The 18,734-nt window shown below is 72.9% G+C and carries 12 protein-coding genes; 11 read left to right on the top strand and 1 reads right to left on the bottom strand.

The genetic code is table 11. From position 1 onward, the window contains the following. Positions 1-431: 431 nt before the first annotated feature. A complete protein-coding gene (locus tag ABZ194_RS20060; RefSeq protein ID WP_355598293.1) occupies positions 432-725 on the bottom strand; it encodes a hypothetical protein in 294 nt (97 codons plus the stop codon). A 364-nt stretch (positions 726-1,089) separates the two neighbouring features. On the opposite strand from ABZ194_RS20060, the gene ABZ194_RS20065 reads away from it, so the two are divergent. The 11 genes from ABZ194_RS20065 to ABZ194_RS20115 all read left to right on the top strand — a co-directional run bounded on the left by ABZ194_RS20065 (position 1,090) and on the right by ABZ194_RS20115 (position 18,545). Next, entirely contained in the window at positions 1,090-2,001 is a 912-nt protein-coding gene (locus ABZ194_RS20065) for an alpha/beta hydrolase (protein WP_355598295.1), read from the top strand. An 80-nt stretch (positions 2,002-2,081) separates the two neighbouring features. Beyond that, on the top strand, positions 2,082-3,263 hold the full coding sequence (gene moeZ, locus ABZ194_RS20070) for an adenylyltransferase/sulfurtransferase MoeZ (RefSeq protein WP_355598297.1): 1,182 nt from the start codon (positions 2,082-2,084) through the stop codon (positions 3,261-3,263). Positions 3,264-3,383: 120 nt separating this feature from the next. Then, positions 3,384-4,118 (top strand): hypothetical protein, encoded by a 735-nt coding sequence (locus ABZ194_RS20075; protein WP_355598299.1) that lies wholly within the window; start codon positions 3,384-3,386, stop codon positions 4,116-4,118. Beyond that, on the top strand, positions 4,112-5,335 hold the full coding sequence (locus tag ABZ194_RS20080) for a S8 family serine peptidase (RefSeq protein WP_355598301.1): 1,224 nt from the start codon (positions 4,112-4,114) through the stop codon (positions 5,333-5,335). The genes ABZ194_RS20075 and ABZ194_RS20080 overlap by 7 nt, the downstream gene beginning before the upstream one ends. Positions 5,336-5,384: 49 nt before the next feature. Beyond that, a complete protein-coding gene (locus ABZ194_RS20085; protein ID WP_355598303.1) occupies positions 5,385-6,275 on the top strand; it encodes a hypothetical protein in 891 nt (296 codons plus the stop codon). After that, positions 6,269-7,516 (top strand): S8 family serine peptidase, encoded by a 1,248-nt coding sequence (locus ABZ194_RS20090; RefSeq protein WP_355598305.1) that lies wholly within the window; start codon positions 6,269-6,271, stop codon positions 7,514-7,516. Before ABZ194_RS20085 ends, ABZ194_RS20090 begins: the two co-directional genes overlap by 7 nt. A gap of 100 nt (positions 7,517-7,616) precedes the next feature. Beyond that, a complete protein-coding gene (locus ABZ194_RS20095) occupies positions 7,617-7,985 on the top strand; it encodes a hypothetical protein (protein ID WP_355598307.1) in 369 nt (122 codons plus the stop codon). Next, complete coding sequence (locus ABZ194_RS20100) at positions 7,973-8,293, top strand: MGMT family protein (protein WP_355598309.1); 321 nt, start codon at positions 7,973-7,975, stop codon at positions 8,291-8,293. The genes ABZ194_RS20095 and ABZ194_RS20100 overlap by 13 nt, the downstream gene beginning before the upstream one ends. A gap of 66 nt (positions 8,294-8,359) precedes the next feature. Then, the gene (locus tag ABZ194_RS20105; RefSeq protein ID WP_355598311.1) at positions 8,360-11,260 is read left to right on the top strand and encodes a CDP-glycerol glycerophosphotransferase family protein; all 2,901 of its coding nucleotides are present in this window, start codon (positions 8,360-8,362) and stop codon (positions 11,258-11,260) included. Positions 11,261-11,551: 291 nt separating this feature from the next. Further along, complete coding sequence (locus ABZ194_RS20110) at positions 11,552-14,824, top strand: ATP-dependent DNA helicase (protein ID WP_355598313.1); 3,273 nt, start codon at positions 11,552-11,554, stop codon at positions 14,822-14,824. Between the two features lie 28 nt (positions 14,825-14,852). Further along, positions 14,853-18,545, top strand: coding sequence for an ATP-dependent DNA helicase (locus ABZ194_RS20115; RefSeq protein WP_355598315.1), 3,693 nt, complete (start codon positions 14,853-14,855; stop codon positions 18,543-18,545). The last annotated feature ends 189 nt before the right edge of the window (positions 18,546-18,734 follow it).

An 18,734-nucleotide genomic window follows, 5' to 3' on the forward strand; every position in this document is an offset into this window, starting at 1 on the left:
GGCGGTTCGGCGGCGGGCAAGGCCACCGGGGGTCCGGCGGAGGACGGGGCCGTCGAAAGGGGAAAGGCGCGCCGTCCGGCGTGAAATCCCGGGGAGGAAAGGCGATTCCCGCATGACAAGGGCTCCGGGGATTATGAAAATCCCCGGAGCCCTCACCCGGAATTGCGCGGATAATTCCATTCCGCGCCGGACCGGAAAGCGAAGTTTGGAGATTGGCTCCCAATCGCCCGCGTCCGCCGTTTGATCATCGTCCTCCGGGGAGGACCATGATTCCGGCGAACGCGGGCGCCGTGCCCCTCCGCCATGGGCCGGGAGCTTGTCGCGACCGCGAATCCGGTTGCGCGTGGTCAGGTGGTGCGACCGTGCGCCGGGCTCACCTCGGAGCCCGCCCCGGTTCGACGGTCAGCGGTTTCGGGAGACCGCCGGAGCGTCTAGCGCGGCTGCTCCCGCTCCCGCTCCCTCTCGTTGTCGTTGTCGTTGAAGTTCCTGGCCCTGGAAGCGCCGCCGCCGCCGCCACCGCCGCCGCCTGCGCCGACGTTGTTGGTGTTGACGACGATGAGCCTACGGTGGCTGCAGCGCCGGTGGTGGCAGCAGCGGCCCCAGCGGTGGCCACAGCAGCGGCCCCAGCCCCGGTTGCAGCCACAGCTGGCCCAGCCCCAGTTGCTCTGGAAGGACGCGACGGTGGTGGTGACAGCGCCGGCGCTGGCGCTGGTTGCCGTGGTCACTGCGCCCAGGGCGACGACTCCGCCCGACAGCGCCGTGCTGATTGCGAGCCCCGCCAGGACACTCTTGAACTTGGGCATTGCGTTTCCTCCTTGAAAGGATCGGTTGCCCCGCTCTCGACATTTTCCGAAGTGGTTGGAAAATGCCCCGGATGGCCGTTAATGGGTCATCCTTCGCAGTCTTGATTTCCTCGCATGTCGGGCAGTAAACAGGGATCGGCGGCTTTTACTATCTCCTTATCTCTTTATTGACGGCGTTGGACTCTTATTAATTGTTTTGATGCGATAAGTCTTTAATGTCGCTTTTGTTCCCTCGCTCCGGGGTGGGGGGCTATCGTCGAAACAGCAGGTGAGCGAGGGAGGAAGCGTGGTTGTCGAGCCGATTCCGCACTGGCCCGGAAAGCTGGTCGACCTTGGGGAGCAGCGTGTTCACCTCAGGTCGACCCCGCGCGGGCCCGCCGAGACCGCCGTCTACGTGCACGGCCTGGCCGGCTCGGCGACCAACTGGACCGACCTGATGGGCGAGCTGTCCGACGTGGTCACCGGCCACGCCCTGGACCTGCCGGGCGCCGGCTACTCCCCGGAACCGCCCGGCGGCGACTACTCCGTCGGCGCCCACGCCCGGACCGTCACCGCGCTGATCGAACGGGTCTCGGACAGCCCCGTGCACCTGTTCGGCAACTCCCTGGGCGGGGCGGTCGCGGTGCGGCTCGCCGCGACCAGGCCCGACCTGGTCCGCTCGCTCACCCTCATCTCCCCGGCGCTGCCCGACCTGTTCCCCAGGTACGGCCCGGCACGGGTGGCCCTGTCCACCGTGCCGGGGCTGGGCGAGTGGGCCGCGGGCCGGCTGCGGGCCGTCCCCGTCGAGCGGCGGCTCAACCTCACGCTCGGCATGTGCTACGCCGACCTGGGACGGCTCCACCCGGAACGGCTCAGGGAGGCGATCGAGGAGCTGCGCCGCAGGGACGGCCTGCCCTACGCGGGAATCGCGTTGATCAACTCGGCGCGGGGCATCGTGGCCGAGTACTTCAGGCGCGGCACGGAGAACCTGTGGCGGCAGGCGGCCCTGGTGGCCGCGCCCACCCTGGTGATCCACGGCCGCCACGACCGGCTGGTCAACCCGCGGATGGCGGCCAGGGCCGGGCGGACGTTCCCGCACGTGAGGCTGGTGCTGCTCCCCGACGCCGGGCACGTGGCGCAGATGGAGCTGCCGGAAAGGGTCGCCCGCGAGGCCCGCCGCCTGATCCGCGAGACCCCTCTCACCTCGATTGGGGAATGACCGGGACACCACACTAGGTTGTGAGTGGTGCGTGCTGTGTTGGCCGTACTGTCAAGACCCCCTGAAACGGGAGCAGAACTGTGTCGTTGCCACCGCTGGTAGAGCCGGCAGCCGAGCTGACCGTCGACGAGGTGCGCCGCTACTCGCGCCACCTGATCATCCCCGACGTGGGCATGGCCGGGCAGAAGCGCCTGAAGAACGCCAAGGTGCTCTGCGTGGGCGCCGGCGGCCTCGGCTCTCCCACCTTGCTGTACCTCGCCGCCGCGGGCGTGGGCACGCTCGGCGTCATCGACTTCGACGTCGTCGACGAGTCCAACCTGCAGCGCCAGGTCATCCACGGCCAGTCCGACATCGGCCGGCTGAAGGCCGAGAGCGCCGCGGACAGCGTCAGGGAGATCAACCCGCTGGTCGACATGGTCGTCCACAACGTGGCGCTCACCACCGACAACGTGATGGAGATCTTCTCCGGTTACGACCTGATCGTGGACGGCACCGACAACTTCGCCACCCGCTACATGGTGAACGACGCGGCCGTGCTGCTCGGCAAGCCGTACGTCTGGGGCTCGATCTACCGCTTCGACGGCCAGGCCAGCGTGTTCTGGGCCGAGCACGGCCCCTGCTACCGCTGCCTCTACCCCGAGCCCCCGCCTCCCGGCATGGTCCCGTCCTGCGCCGAGGGCGGCGTGCTCGGCGTGCTGTGCGCGTCGATCGGCTCCATCCAGGTCAACGAGGCGATCAAGCTTCTCGCCGGCATCGGCGAGCCGCTGGTCGGCCGTCTGATGATCTACGACGCCCTGGAGATGACGTACCGCTCGGTCAAGGTCCGCAAGGACCCCGAGTGCGTGCTCTGCGGCAAGAACCCGACGGTCACCCGGCTGCTGGACGACTACGAGGCGTTCTGCGGCGCGGTCTCGCAGGAGGCCCAGGAGGCCGCCTCCGGCTCCACGATCAGCGCGGCCGAGCTCAAGTCCCTCCAGGACTCCGGCGAGGACGTCTACCTGATCGACGTCCGCGAGCCGAACGAGTACGAGATCGTCTCCATTCCCGGCGCCGTGCTCATCCCCAAGGGCGAGTTCCTCAACGGCTCGGCGCTGGAGGGGCTCCCGCAGGACAGGCGCATCATCCTGCACTGCAAGTCGGGCGCCCGGTCCGCCGAGGTGCTGGCGATCGTCAAGAACGCCGGTTTCTCCGACGCGGTTCACGTGGGCGGTGGCGTGCTGAGCTGGATCAAGACGGTTGATCCGAGCCTGCCCGCCTACTGACCGGTCTCCTCGTACGGCTTTACCCGGCAGACGCCCCGCCGAGCCTCGACGCTCCGCGGGGCGTCCGTTATTTGGGGATCGGCCGGATGCGATCCCCCTGGCCGCATTAAGGTCGAGGATGTGAATGAAGTCCCAGGTCAGCGGCGGCTTGTCTGGCCGGCGCTGGTCGCGGCGTCGGCAATGACGCTGATCTGCGCCGCCACGGCCGGGGTGGCGTCCAGCACAGCCGGAGCGGAGCTCACGCGCGGCCCGAACCCGATGGAACTGGAGCGGGCCGCCGCCGTCGAGATCGCCGGACGCTGGCTCTCCTGGCCCGCCGGTCGCGTCTTCCCCGAGACCGTCGCCTACGCGGCCGAGCAGGGTGGCCGGGAGAAGGCCCGCCGCGTGGGCATCTCGCCGGAGACGCGCTGTGACAGGGCCGTGGACGCGGCCCTGCGCGGGACGCTGCGGAAGGCGGGCTGCCGGGGCGTGCTCCGCGCCACCTACCTCGACGCGCTCCAGGGCGTCGTGGTCACCGTCGGCGTCGCCGCGTTCGCCGGGGAGGAGGGCGCCGCGGCGGCCAAGGTGGCGCTCTCCAGAAAGGGCCGCCCCACCCCCGGCCTGCTGGCACTGGCCTTCCGGGGCACGGTCACCGACCGGTTCACCTCGGCGGGACGGCAGAGCGGTTTGGTGCGGCAGGCGGGGCCGTACCTGGTGATGGCCACGGTCGGCCAGGTCGACGGACGTCCGGCCAAGGCGGTGGGGGAGCAGCGCCCGACCGTGTTCGCCTTCGCCGGTGACATCGCCGACCGGGTCCTCGCCGGTCTGTCGACGCCCGCGCGGCCCGACTGCGGTACGCCGGAGTGGCTGTGCTGAGGGGGCGGGCGGGCGCGGCCGGCGCGGCGGCCCTGGCCACGCTGTGGCTCGTTCCCGCGCCCCCGGCCGCGCACGCCGACGATGTGCGCGGCAGCCAGCGGCAGGTGCTGCGGACCCTGGACCTCCCCGACGCCTGGCGGATCTCCGAGGGCCGGGACGTGACGGTGGCGGTGCTGGACTCGGGGGTGGACCCCGACCACCGCGACCTGGCGGGCTCGGTCGTCGAGGGCCGGGACTTCACCGCGGGGGCCAACCCGCGGGGGGTGGCGCCGCTGAGGCTGCACGGCACCTACATGGCCTCGCTCATCGCGGGGCACGGGCACGGTCCCGGCGGAGCCAGCGGGGTGATCGGTGTCGCGCCGAGGGCGAAGGTGCTGTCGGTGCGGGTGATCCTGGAGGACGAGGAGCCGGGGTTCCGGGAGTTCAACACCGCCGAGCGGTTCGAGAACGTGGTGGCCAGGGGCATCAGATACGCCGTCGACCACGGCGCCGACGTGATCAACATGTCGATCTCCAAGGAGCTGGCGACCCGGGAGGAGCGGTCGGCGATCCGCTACGCGATCTCCAAGGGGGTCGTGCTCGTCGCGGCCGCCGGGAACGGGGGCGCGGGCAAGCTCGACTCCACCGGCTACGCCCCCTACTCCTACCCGGCGGCCTTCCCCGGAGTGGTCTCGGTCGCCGCGGCGGACCGGCGGCTGCGCAGGGCCTCGTTCTCCAACTGGAACCCCTCGGTCCTGGTGGCCGCTCCCGGGGTGGACATCCTCGGCGCCGGCCCCGGCGACGAGTACTGGGTCGGGCGCGGGACCTCCCAGGCGACCGCGCTGGTCTCCGGTGTCGCCGCTCTTATTAAAGCGAAATATCCGAAAATGTCGCCCGCGCTGGTCGTGCAGGCGCTCGCCGCGGGGGCGACCAGGCGGCCCAGGGGAGGCTACGACACGAGCATGGGGTTCGGCGTCGTCAACGCCCCCCGGTCGCTCGCCGAGGCGGCCAGGATCTCCCGGCACACCCTCGTCGCCCGGGGGAGGGACAGCCACGACCCCACCCGCCCGATGGGCCGCCCGGCCGGACCGGTTCAGGTGATCCACCGCGACCGGCACAGGATCACCCTGTACGGCGGGCTGGCCGCGGTCGCCCTGCTCGGCGCCTTCGGATCCCTGGTGATGCTCGCCGTATCCGTCGGCCGGGCGCGTTCCACCGGAGCGGAGGGCGACGCGTAAACACACTCCGGCGACAGGGGGGCGCGACCTCGCGACGTAGCATCGAACCATGTCGAAGTCCGGGCGGTCCCAGGAGCCGGAACGGCCCACGCCGCGCCCCCGGCGGACCGTCCCGTCCGGGGCCTCCGGCGGACGGACCCGGGTCCGCGCCTGGCCCGCCGCGGGCCGCGACCGGTCGGCGGTGGAGCGCGCCGGGCAGGTGACGCTGGAGCAGGGGATCCGGTTTCGGACGATCTTCCTGATCCTGATGGGCACCATCCTGGCGGTCGCCGCGAGCAACGTGCTGATCGGCGCGGCCGGGTTGTTCCGCGAGACCAGGCCCCGGCCGCTGACCGCCGCCGAGCAGGCCCGCTACATCCGGGACGACATCGCCAGGCGCTGGCACACCTGGTCCGCCGACCTGCTCTTCCCCGTCGAACTGCAGTACGTCGGCCTCGGCCGGGCCCAGCAGTACGCCCGCCGGGTCGGGCTCGCCCCGGAGACCTCCTGCGGATCCGGCCTGGACGGCCCGGTGGGTTCGCTGCTCACCGAGCACGGCTGCCACACGCTGCTCCGCGCCACCTACGTCGACCAGACGTCCACCTTCGTCTTCACCGTGGGCGTCGCCGTGCTCGGCGACGAGGAGCTGCGGACCACGGTGACCGCGCAGCTGCCGGTGGACGACCGGGTAGGGGTGCGCCCCGTGGCGTTCCCCGGCACGGCGTCCGCCCTGTTCGGCGCCGCCCAGCGGCAGCGCAACGCCTGGGTCGCGGTCGGTCCCTACGTCGTCTTCTCCACGGCCGGTTACGCCGACGGCCGTACCCGCGAGTCGGTCCCGCCCGAGGAGATCCTGCACAGCGAGCTGTGGCCGGCCGCGCAGGCGATCACCGGGCGCATCGCCCACGCCCTGGGCGACGAACCCGGCGCCGTGCCCCGGTGCACCCGGGGAAACGTGTGCTGAGGCGGCGGCGGTTCTGGACGGCGGGCGCCCTGACCGCGCTCTGCCTGGCGGCCGCCGGGCCGGTGGGCGCCGCCGACGTCCGCCAGGATCAGCGCTGGGTGCTGGAGAAGCTGAACGTCGAGCAGGCGTGGCGGGTCACCAGGGGGTCGGGGGTGACCGTGGCCCTGGTGGACGGCGGGGTGGACGACCACGTCGCCGAGTTGCGCGGCCGGATCGTCCTCGGCCCCGACATGAGCTCGGTGGAGCTCGGCCGGAGCAGGCCCGAGCCCGGCCGGCACGGCACCGCCATGGCCTCGCTCATCGCCGGGGCGGGCAAGGGGAGCGGCGGCCTGCTCGGGACCGCGCCCGAGGCCCGGATCCTGTCGCTGCCGCTGGTCCCGGCCGAGGTGCCGGAGGGCGACTTCATCCCGCCGGAGGAGGATCTGCGCGCCCGCGGCGACAGCCCGCTGGCCCGTGCGATCCGCTACGCCGCCGCGCACGGCGCCAAGGTCATCAGCATGTCGCTGGGCGCCTACCGGCCGCACAGGGCCGAGCGCGAGGCGGTCTCCTACGCGCTCTCCCGGGGGGTGGTGCTGGTGGCGGCCGTCGGCAACGACGGCGACTCGGAGTACGCCCGTGAGCACGCCACCTCCTTCTGGAACTTCCCCGCGGGCTACTCGGGGGTCATCGGGGTGGGCGCGGTCGACTCGGCGGGCGCGCCGGCCACGTTCAGCAGCGACAACCTGTCGGTCCTGGTCTCGGCGCCGGGTATGGGCGTGCCGGTGGTGGCTCCGGGCGGGGAGTACGGCTCGTCGGACGGGACCAGCTCGGCGGCGGCGCTGGTGGCCGGAGTAGTCGCGCTGATAAAAGCGAAATATCCGGACATTCCGCCGCACATGGTCGCGCAGGCGCTCGCCTCCACCGCCACCTCGGCCCCCATCGCCGGATACGACGACCACATCGGGTTCGGGGTGGTCGACGCCGGTGCGGCGCTCGCCAAGGCGGGGGAGCTGACGCGCGGCGCGGCGCGGGTCCCGCCGGCCGACGGCGGCCACTTCGGCCGGGGCCCCCTGCCCCCGGAGCCGGCCCGCCCCGGTCCCGACCCCTTCCGGCTCTGGCTGTACGGCACCGGCCTGACCCTCGGCCTGCTCGTGTTCGCCGGGGCCGTGGTGGTGCTCACCCGCCGCTCGGAGCAGGCCGTCCCGCCCGCTGCGGATACGGCCGCGGGGACGGCCGGCCACCACCGATACGGGCCGGATTGAATTCGATTCGAACGCGTTTTGGACACTGTTCGGATGCGTTCGGCTCGATGTCGGTCTTCACGGCCTGGCGACCGCCGAACGTTCGCTAGGGTCGCGCACCATGGGGTACGAGTTGCGCGTGGAGCGCCCGGCGCCTCTCGCCTTCGCGGAGCTCGCGACCGTGCTGGGGCGGGCGGGGTTCGAGTTCCGCGGTTCGCAGGAGACGGGCGAGGTCCTGGCCCGCCACGGTGACCGGGTTCTGGTCATCGCGGCCTGGAACGGCAAGCTGTCCGGCGCGCCCGGATCCGACTGGCAGGTGGCCCAGCTCGCGCGGGTCTCCGCCCTGCTGGGCGCGCGCCTGGTGGGTGAGGACGGTGAGTCCTACGCGATCCGCGACGGCCTCGTCGAGCAGGTGAACGGCTCGGCGGCCTACGAGTTCGGCAGACTCGACGAGATTCTCGCGGCCGGGCCCACCGTATGGAGCCACTAGGCCGGCCGGGCGCCTACGCCGACCGGGTTCTCGACCTCGTCGAACGCATCCCGTCCGGCATGGTGATGTCCTACGGCGACATCGCCGAGTACCTCGGAGAGGGAGGCCCGCGCCAGGTCGGCCGGGTGATGTCCACCTGGGGCGGCGCGGTGCCCTGGTGGCGGGTCGTGCACGCGGACGGAACCCCTCCCGGAGGTCACGAGGCGCGCGCCCTCGCCGGCTGGAAGGCGGAGGGCACGCCCCTGAGGGGTACCCGCGCCGACATGCGCACGGCCAGATGGGATGGGTTATCTGAAAGTAGTGCGTAACCGCCTTCGGCATGCGCACTACCATTGCCTAGGACAGCGCTCTGTCCGAAAGGCGGTGCCTTCCCCATGGCCACCGGCGCCACACCCGCGCGAGCCGGCGGTGATCCCGTCAACGACCGTATCCGGGCTGTTCAGGACCTCTGCGACCGGGGAGAGCCACTTCAATCGATCGTCACGGCGGTGCTGGCCGGGGGGCTGACCCCCGCGGAGCGGCGCCGTTTCGACGCCCGCGTGCTGGCCGGTCCGCTCGGCTCCCGGCTGGACCTGGCGGTCAAGCGCGGGCCCGCCCGCCGCCGGGAGTTCGTCACCCTCTTCAAGCCCTACCTCGCCGGGGTGGACGCGCGGGTCAAGCGGGACCTGCCGGTCGCCCGCAGGATCGCCTTCCACCTGGTCGAGCGGCGGCAGGTGGACGACCTCGCCGACGGTGACGCGCTGAGCGGGATCACCGCCGCCGCCGCGGAGCCGTTCAAGCGGACCCGCAGGCGCCTGCGCTGGTACGCCGACCTGCCGCTCCGAGACGAGCTGCCGGAGGCCATGTTCCGGCTCCGCGCCGCCGACCTGATCCCGATGACGCAGGTGGAGGAGATCTCCTGGTCCGGCGGGCGGCTGCGGATCACCGGCCACGCCTATCTGGCCGGGCTCTCGGTCCGCGGCCGCCGGTTCAACCGGGCCGGCGTGGTGCTGCGCGGCCCCCGCTGGCTGCCCCCGATACGGCCGCGCACCCGCCGCGTCCTCCACCCCGAGGCCACCCACGGCGCCCAGGAGCCCGGCTGTAACTACGACTGGTCCGGCTTCGTCGCCGAGCTGCACCCGTGGCCGCTCCGCTGGCGCGCCGGCGTCCGGGCGGTCGTGCGCGGTGCCAGGCGGCTGCTCCGCCGCCGGGCCACCGTCCGCGACACCACCACCTGGCGGGTCGAGATCGAGATATGGAGCCGGGGCGCGCGCGCCGCCGGCCTGCTCCGCGGCCCCTCCATCGGGCGCACCGAGCGCCCCGCGGGGCGGGATCTGGGCCGGGGCTGGTGGATGCGCCCGGTCTGGACGTCCGACCGTGCCCTGCAGATCGCGTTGCAGCCCACCAAGGCCGAGCTGACCGGGGTCCGGCTCGACGGCGACCGGATGGAGGTGGAGGTCTTCCTGCCGGGCAAGGGGGAAGGCAGGGGCCACGCGCGGCTGGACGGTCACCGGATGTCCGCCGACTTCACCCCGGTCGAGGGGGGTACCCGGGTCGTCGTGCCGCTCGCCGTACCCGCGCTGCTGCAGGAACGCGACGGCGGCAGGCTCTGGGTCGAGCCCAAGGGCGATCCGGCGGCGCCCGTCATGCTCGGCCGGGCCGAGGAGAGCCGCTGGGTCGTCGGTGACAGGGAGATCACCGTGCTGGGTGACCGGCGCGACCGCGTGATCGTCTCCGCGCACCCGATCCGCCCGGTTGTCTCGGCGGTGACCTGGGGCGACGACGGCACGCTCACCCTCGAAGGCTCCTATCCGGGCTCGGAGCCGGCCGAGCTGGTGCTCCGGCAGCGCGGCGGCCTGGTCCACACCGTGGCCCTGGAGCGGAACGCCGGCCGTTTCTCGGTACGGTTCACGCCCTCGGCCATGCCCCGATTCGGGGAGACCGTGCCGCTGAGCGGCGGCACCTGGAGCATGGCGGCCCGCGACCCGGCGGGGGAGGTCGTGCCGTTCCGGATGGACCACGCCGTTCTCGGCTCGCTGGACGAGGACCCGAGGATCCGCGACGGCCGGGAGTACCGCCTGGTCTCCACCCGGTTCGACGTCCCGGTGCTCACCGTCGCCGAGGACCGCCCCGACGACGAGAAGGGCGCCGGGGGCCTGTACACCCTGCAGCGCTCGTTCTACCCGGCCGAGCGGACCCGCGAGCTCAACGACGCGACCGTGTACGTCGCCTACGACGGCAGGCAGTACGAGGGCAACGTCCGGGCCGTCTACGAGGAGCGGATGCGCCGCGGCGACGACCGCGAGCACGTCTGGGTGGTCAAGGACGGCGCGTTCGCGCCGCCGGGGTCGGCGGAGCTGGGGACCGGTTCGGACATCCGGCCCACCGTGGTCCGGGCGGGCAGCCGTGAGCACTACGCGGCGCTCGCCCGCTCGCGACACGTGGTCACCAACGGTTTCCTGCCGCCGTGGTTCCGGTCCCGCGAGGACCAGACGGTCGTGCAGACCTGGCACGGCAGCCCGCTCAAGCGCCTGGGCAACGACCTGCCGCACATGTCCCGCGACCCCCGGCCGGCGGCCTGGCACCGGCAGGCCGCCGAGGTGCGAGGCTGGGACCTGCTGATCTCGCAGAGCCCGTGGGCGACCCCCGTCCTGCGTAAGGCGTTCGGCTACCAGGGCGCGGTCCTGGAGTGCGGCTACCCGCGTAACGACACGCTGTCGGCCCCCGGCAGGGAGGAGCTGGCCGCGCGGGTGCGCCGAAGACTCGGAGTCGCCGACGGTGTCAGGCTGGTCCTCTACGCGCCGACCTTCCGCGACTACGACCGCAAGAACGCCTCGCTCCGGCTGGACCTGGCCGCGGCGCGGCGGGTGCTCGGCTCCGGTCATGAGTTTCTGGTCAGGGCGCACTCGATGCAGGCGGCCCCCGTCGTCCCCGAGGGCCTCGGCCACGATGTCACGACTTATCCGGATGTAACGGATCTGTTGCTGGTCGCCGACGTGCTGATCACCGACTACTCCTCCGTCATGTTCGACTTCGTCGCGACCGGCCGCCCCATCCTCTTCCTCACCCACGACCTGGATCGTTACTCGGCCAAGCGCGGCCTCTACCTCGATCTGGCCGCCGAGGCCCCCGGCCCGCTCCTGACCACGGGCGCCGAGGTCATCGAGGCGCTCCGGACGATCGACGAGGTGGCCGCGGCCCACGCCGAACGGTACGCACGGTTCCGGCACGTCTACGCGCCCCGCGACGACGGCAAGGCGGCGGCCAGACTGGTCGACCACGTCTTCGTCTCCTGAGACCCACCCCGCCCCTCCTCCGGACCGTGTGCGCCCGCCTTCCGGACCTCCGTACGCCTGTCCGGGACCCCGTGCGCCCATTCCCTGAACCCCCCGGTGCGCCCATTCCCTGAACCTCCGTGGGCCCACCCCCCGAACCACCTGCGCCGCAGGCGCCCGAAACCACGCCGGAACACCGGTCGTCCGGCCGGTCGGACCGGTCTTCCGCCGTGCCGCGCGGGCCGACTCGGCACGATCATCGCCCGGGATCTGGTGGAATGACGAGTTGTGAGTGGTCAGGGTTGGCGGTTGGTGCGTCACGAGGGTGCGGGGAGGGCTGTTGCCCCCGCGCTTGACGAGCATCAACGGGCGGTGGTGGCCCATGAGAGCGGCCCGCTGCTCGTCCTGGCCGGGCCGGGCACCGGCAAGACCACCACGATCGTGGAGACCGTGGTGGACCGGGTCGAGCGCCGGGGGCTGGACCCCGAGCGGGTGCTCGTCCTCACCTTCAGCCGCAAGGCGGCCGAGGAGCTGCGCGAGCGCGTCACCGGCCGGATGCGCCGTACCACCCGCACCCCCCTCGCGCTCACCTTCCACAGCTACGCCTACGCGCTGCTGCGCCGCGAGGCCGTCCTCGCCGGCAAGTCGCCGCCCCGCGTGCTGACCGCCCCCGAGCAGCTTCTGGAGATCCGCCGCCTGCTCCACGGCGAGCTGGAGGACGGGGCGCCGCGGTGGCCGGAGGACATGCGCGAGGCCCTCAAGACCCGCGGCTTCGCCCAGGAGCTCCGCGACTTCCTGGCCCGCGCCGCCGAGCGCGGCCTCGACGGCGAGGACCTGGCCGGGCTGGGCCGCCGCCACGGCCGTGCCGACTGGGTGGCCGCCGGGCGGTTCGCCGACCGCTACCAGGCCAGGTTCGACCTGGACCTGGAGCCGGTGCTCGACTACTCGGAGCTGATCCGCGCCGCCGCCGCACTGCTCGCCGACCCCGAGGTGCGGCAGCGCGAACGATCCGCCTACGACGCCGTCCTCGTCGACGAGTACCAGGACACCGACCCCGCGCAGGAGCTCCTGCTCTCCTCGCTGGCCGGCGACGGGCGCGACCTCGTCGTGGTCGGCGACCCCGATCAGTCGATCTACGGCTTCCGCGGCGCCGAGGTGCGCGGGATCATGGAGTTTCCCGACAGGTTCCGGCGGGCCGACGGCGAGAAGGCCCCCGTCGTGGCCCTGCGCGTCTGCCGCCGCGGCGGCGCCGAGCTCCTGAAGGCGTCCCGGCGCGTCACCGCCCGGCTTCCCGCGCCCCCCGGAGGCGCCGCGCACCGGGAGCTGAGGGCGCTCCCGGACGCCGACCCCGGCCAGGTCCGGGTCCTGGTGGCCGACGGGGCCGTCCAGGAGGCGGCGCTCGTCGCCGACACGCTGCGCCGGGCACACCTGCTCGGCGGCGTCCCCTGGTCGCGAATGGCGGTTCTGGTGCGGTCGGCCTCCCGTCAGATGCCGCTGCTGCGCCGCGCCCTGATGACGGCGGGGGTGCCGGTCGTGGTCGGCGCCGGAGAGCTGCCGCTCTTCCAGGAGCCGGGGGTACGGCCGCTGATCAGGCTGATCCAGGTCGCGCTCCATCCGGAGACCCTGGACGAGGCGATGGCCGAGGAACTGCTGACCGGGGCGCTCTGCGGCACCGACATGATCGGCGTGCGCCGCCTGCGCAGGGCCCTGCGCATCGCCGAGCACGAGGCCGTGACCGCCCACGCCGGGCACGAGATCGTGGGCGATCCCGGCGGACGCGAGGCCGTGTCCGATCCCGCCGAGCGTGACGTGACGACCGGCCCCGATGAGCGCGACCCGGTGGACCGTGCCGCCGAGCGCGAGCTCTCCGGGCCGCGCCCGTCGGGTGAGCTGCTGGTCGCGGCGCTGAAGGACGCCCGCGAGCTGATCCGGGTGGAGCCGCACGTGGCGCTCCCCGCCGAACGGCTCGCCCGGCTCATCTCCGGCGCGGCCGACGTCGTACGGCGGGGCGGCACCGCGGAGGATGTGCTCTGGGGCGTCTGGAACGCCACCGGGCTGGCCGAGAGGTGGACGGAGACGAGCGTCGCGGGCGGGTTCAGGGGCACCATGGCCGACCGCGACCTCGACGCGGTGGTGTCGCTGTTCGACCACGCGGCCAGGTTCGTGGACCGGCTGCCGCACGCGGGCGTCGACGTGTTCGTGGAGGACCTGGTCGCCCAGGAGATCCCCGGAGACTCCCTCGCCGAGCGCGCCCCCGACGGCGACTCGGTGCGCGTCATGACCGCGCACCGCGCCAAGGGCCTGGAGTGGGACGTCGTGGTCGTCGCCGGGGTTCAGGAGGGGGCGTGGCCGGACCTGCGGCTGCGCGGATCCATCCTGAGCACCGACGACATGGTCGCCAGGGCGGCGGGCTCCCAGCACGAGAACCCGGCCGCGGTCTCCGCGGCGCTGGCCTCCCAGCTGCTGGCCGAGGAGCGCCGCCTGTTCTACGTGGCGGTGACCAGGGCCAGAAGCGTGCTCGTCGTCACCGCCGTGGGCGGCGAGGACACCGAGGAGCGGCCGTCGCGCTTCCTCACCGAGCTGGTGCCCGGCGAGACGGGGGAGGCGGGCGTCGACGAGCGCTCCCGCTGGCTGAGCATGCCGGCCCTGGTGGCGGACCTGCGTTCGGCCGTCTGCGACCCGACCCGGCCGGACCCGCTCCGCAGGGCCGCGGCCGATCATCTGGCCAGGCTCGCCGCGGCCGGGGTGTCCGGCGCCCACCCCAATGACTGGTACGCCCTCACGCCGATCTCCGACGACCGCGCGCTGAGCTGGCCCGACGACACCGTGCGTGTCTCCCCGTCCGCGGTGGAGAGCTTCACCAAGTGCGGCCTGCGCTGGTTGCTGGAGACCTCCGTGGGCGCGGGCGGCACCGACGCGGCCCGGGGCCTGGGTACGGTCATCCACGCGCTGGCCGTACTGGCCGCGACCGGCATGCCCACCGAGGAGACCCTCGGCAAACGCCTGGACGACGTCTGGCACGAGCTCGACTTCGGCGGCGCCTGGTACAACCGCAAACAGCGCAAGGTCGCCGAGGAGATGATCTCCAAGTTCGTCCGCTGGCACCAGGAGAACCCCAGGGAGCTGATCGGTCTGGAGGAGGCGTTCACCGCCACCGTCTCCGAGGGCGTGCAGATCAAGGGACGGGTGGACCGGGTCGAACGCGACGGCGAGGGGCGAGCCGTGATCATCGACATCAAGACCGGGAAGAACGGCCCGAAGGAGACCGAGCTCGACCGCCACCCCCAGCTCGGGGTCTACCAGCTCGCCGCGCTGCTGGGCGCCTTCCAGCGGCACGGCATGACCGAGCCCGGCGGCGCGGCCCTGGTCCAGGTGGGCGACGCGGCGGGCAAGAAGAACGCCAGGGAGCAGACCCAGCGTCCCCTGTCGGAGGACCCCGACCCCGGCTGGGCCCGTGACATGGTGGACACCGTGGCGCTCGGCATGTCCGGGCCGTTCTTCCAGGCCAAGGTCAACGACGGATGCCGTACCTGTGCCGTGCGGGCGAGCTGCCCGGTCAGCAAGAACGGAGATCAGGTGTGCTGAGCCGTACCACCGGCCGGGGCGGGGCACCGTGCTGAACCCGATCCAGCTCGCCGCCAAACTGGGCATCCTCCCCCCCACCCCCGAACAGGCCGAGGTGATCGAGGCCGGGCTCGAACCCATGGTCGTGGTCGCCGGAGCCGGATCGGGCAAGAGCGAGACCATGGCCGGGCGGGTCGTCTGGCTGGTCGCCAACGGCCTGGTCCGCCCCGAGCAGGTGCTCGGCCTGACCTTCACCAGGAAGGCCGCCGGGGAGCTCGCCATCCGGGTCCGCGAGCGCCTCAACGGCCTGGTCGCGGCCGAGCAGGTCCCCGCCGACCTGCTGGAGGGCGAGCCGGCCATCTCCACCTACCACTCCTACGCGGCCCGGCTGGTCACCGACCACGCCCTGCGGGAGGCCCTGGAACCCACCATGCGCCTGGTCACCCAGGCGGTCTCCTGGCAGCTCGCCACGCGGGTGGTCAGCGGCTACGACGGGCCGATGGAGCAGATCGAGTGGGGGCCGGCCACCGTCACCCGGGCCGTGCTCGAACTGGCCGGAGAGCTGTCGGAGCACCTGCGCGCCCCGGGGGACGTGCGGGAGATCGGCACCTGGCTCACCGAGCGGTACGGCGAGCTCCCCGGCTCGCCCACCCTCGCCCAGCACAGACCCCTGGCCGCGCAGCGGGCCAGGGAGCAGCTGCTGCCCCTGGTCGAGGCGTATGGACGGCTCAAGCGGAGCCGCGAGGTCGTCGACCACGGCGACCAGATGGCGCTGGCCGCCCGGATCGCCGCCAGGCACCCCCAGGTCGGCGAGATCGAACGGGGCCGGTTCGCCGTCGTCCTGCTCGACGAGTACCAGGACACCAGCCACGCCCAGCTCGTCCTGCTCCGCTCCCTGTTCGGCGGCGGTCACCCGGTGACCGCGGTGGGCGATCCCTGCCAGTCCATCTACGGCTGGCGCGGCGCCTCGTCGGGCAACCTCACCCGCTTCCCCCGCGACTTCAGAACCGTCTCGGGGGAGCTCGCCCCGGTCCGCCGCCTGTCGGTCAGCTTCCGCAACGGCGACGCGGTACTGGACGTCGCGGCCCGGGTGCAGATCCCGCTGCGGATGGAGGCCAGGGAGGTGCCGGTGCTGGTGCCGGGCGGCAACCGCGTCGAGCGCGGCCGGGTGGTGTGCGCCTTCCACGAGACCGCCGACGACGAGGCGGCGTGGATCGCCGACGGGATCGGCAGGCTGCTGGGGACCGAGAGCGCGCCCGACGGCATGCCCTGGGGCGACGGCGAGCGCAGGAAGGCCAAGCAGAGCGTGTGGGGCGGCCCGCAGTGCCTCCAGCCCCACGACGTGGCCGTCCTGGCCCGGAAACGGTCGCAGTTCCCCGCGCTGCGCCGGGCGCTGGAGGCACGGGACATACCGGTCGAGGTCGTCGGCCTGGGCGGCCTGCTGACCGTGCCCGAGGTCTCCGACATCGTCGCCACGTTGCGGGTGATCTACGATCCGACGGCCGGGGACGCCCTGGTCCGGCTGCTGTCCGGCCCCCGGTGGCGGATCGGCCCGGCCGACCTGAAGGAGCTGGGCGAGCGGGCCCGGGAGCTGAACCGCGAGGCCCGGGGCGCCCCGGCCGGGGTCGCCGACCCTCTCGACCAGGTCGTGGTGGACATGGCCGAGGAACGCGGCAGCCTGGTCGACGCTCTCGACGAGCTGCCCGACCGCCCCGAGTGGCAGGACCTGTTCTCACCCCTGGCCCGGGTACGGCTGGTCGCCATGGCCCAGGAACTGCGCTCCCTGCGGGCCCGCAGCGGCCAGCCGCTCCCCGACCTGATCATCGAGATCGAGCGCAGGCTCGGGCTGGACATCGAGGTGGCGGCCAGGGGAGCGGCGGTCGGCGTGTTCGCCGCGCGCGCCGACCTGGACGCCTTCCTGGACGCCGCTACCCGGTTCGCTGGTGACTCCGAGGACCCGACGCTGGGCGCGTTCCTGGCGTTCCTGAAGGCGGCCGACTCCGAGGAGAACGGTCTGGACGCCGGACGGGTGGGGGAGAGCAACAGCGTCAAGCTGATGACCGTCCACGCGGCCAAGGGCCTGGAGTGGCCGGTCGTCGTGGTGCCCGGCATGTCGCAGGCGGTGTCCAGGTCCGGGGCTCTGACCGTCGGCACCATGTTCCCGGCACGCCCGGTCGCCAGCCCGAAATGGACGGAGAACCCACGCAAACTGCCCTACCCGCTCCGCGGCGACGCCTCCGACCTGCCCCGGCTGGGCGGGCTGTCCAAGGATGAGCTGGCCGAGTTCGACGAACGCTGCCGCGAGCGCGACCTGATGGAGGAGCGCCGCCTGGCCTACGTCGCGGTCACCCGCGCCCACTACCTGCTGATCGCCTCCGGCTACCGCTGGGGCAGCGCGTCCAAGCCCCTGGACCCCTCCGACTTCCTGCTGGAGATCAGCGAGACCTGCGGCCGGGTGGCCGTCTGGGCCGCCGACGCCGAGGACGGCGCCGTCAACCCCCTGCTGGCGGAACCGGCCGAGTCCGTCTGGCCCGTCACCCCCGGGGGCCTGCGATACGAGGCCGTCCTCGACGGCGCCACCATGGTCGAATCCGCCCTGGCGACCCTCGCCACAATCACGGTCTCGCCTCCTCCGGCCGCCTCCCCCCCACCCGTCTCCCTCCCCGAGAGCTCTCCCGTCTCCTCCCCGAAGGGCTCATCCACCTTCATCCCGGAGCATGGGGACATCCCCTTCCCCGGAGACGAGGACATCCCTTTCTCCGGGGACGAGGACATCCCTTTCTCCGGGGACGAGGAGATCCCTTTCCCCGAGGACAGGGACGCCCCCTTCCCGGGGGACGAGGACGACCCTCTTCCCATGGCCTCGGAGGACGAGGGATCGTTCATCCCCGCCCGGCAGGCGGGTCCGGCCGGCTCCGAGCACGGGTCCGGCGGTGAGCCGGAAGCGGGGCCGGAGCCGGAGCCGGAGAGCGAGCGGGCCGGGGCGCTCGCGGAGCTGCGGGGGTGGGACAGGGAGCGGGCGAAGGCGTGGGAGCGCGACACCGAGTTGCTGCTCAGGGAACGGGAGCTGAACCGGCGGCGCGGTGGCGGCCAGGTGCGGCTGCCCACCCACCTGACCGTGTCCTCCCTCGTCACCCTGGCAGCCGACCCCAAGGCCCTGGCCCGCCAGATCCGCCGCCCCGTACCCAAGAAGCCCGCCCCGCTGGCCCGCCGGGGCACCTCGTTCCACAGCTGGCTGGAGTCCCGGTGGGGCCAGCAGCGGCTGATCGACGAACTCGACCTGCCCGGCGCGTCCGACGCCGTCGAGCAGACCGATGCCCGGCTCGACGAGCTGCTCGCCCGGTTCGAGGAGAGCGAGTGGGCGGAGCGGGAGCCGCTGGACGTCGAGGTCCCGTTCGAGATGATGATCGCCGACCGTCTGGTCAGGGGCCGGATGGACGCGGTGTTCCAGACCCCGGACGGCCGCTACGAGGTCGTCGACTGGAAGACCGGCCGGCGTCCCACCGGCAAGGCGGAGGCCGCGGCCTCCGTCCAGCTCGCCGCCTACCGCCTGGCCTGGTCGCGGCTGGCGGCCGTTCCCCTGTCCCGGGTGAGTGCCGCCTTCCACTACGTCCGTCTCAACGAGACGGTCCGCCCGGTCAACCTCCTCGACGAACCCGGCCTCGCCACCCTCATCGAGTCGATCCCCACGTCCAGGTGGACTCCGGATCTCATCCGGCCTGTCCGGATTTCAGGGCGTTGACGAACGTTCGCCATTCGTCGGCGGTGAAGCTCAGCGTGGGTCCGTTCGGAAGATCAGCCGGGTCCGCATCCCGGGCCGGACGCAGATCAGCGCGGCGATCGAGGTCCGGCCCGAGCCGCGGTAGGACACCGGCAGCACCGGAGTCTGCCCCGTGCGGGCCCAGGTCCTGCCCTTGGGCGGTCTCAGACT

This window comes from Streptosporangium sp. NPDC006007, from assembly GCF_040614315.1.
Classification (GTDB): domain Bacteria; phylum Actinomycetota; class Actinomycetes; order Streptosporangiales; family Streptosporangiaceae; genus Streptosporangium.

Excerpts from the sequence above, each read along its gene's own strand:
- ABZ194_RS20085 (WP_355598303.1), top strand. The coding sequence starts at position 5,385 with ATGTCGAAGTCCGGGCGGTCCCAGGAGCCGGAACGGCCCACGCCGCGC.
- ABZ194_RS20095 (WP_355598307.1), top strand. The coding sequence starts at position 7,617 with ATGGGGTACGAGTTGCGCGTGGAGCGCCCGGCGCCTCTCGCCTTCGCG.
- ABZ194_RS20100 (WP_355598309.1), top strand. The coding sequence starts at position 7,973 with ATGGAGCCACTAGGCCGGCCGGGCGCCTACGCCGACCGGGTTCTCGAC.
- ABZ194_RS20105 (WP_355598311.1), top strand. The coding sequence starts at position 8,360 with ATGGCCACCGGCGCCACACCCGCGCGAGCCGGCGGTGATCCCGTCAAC.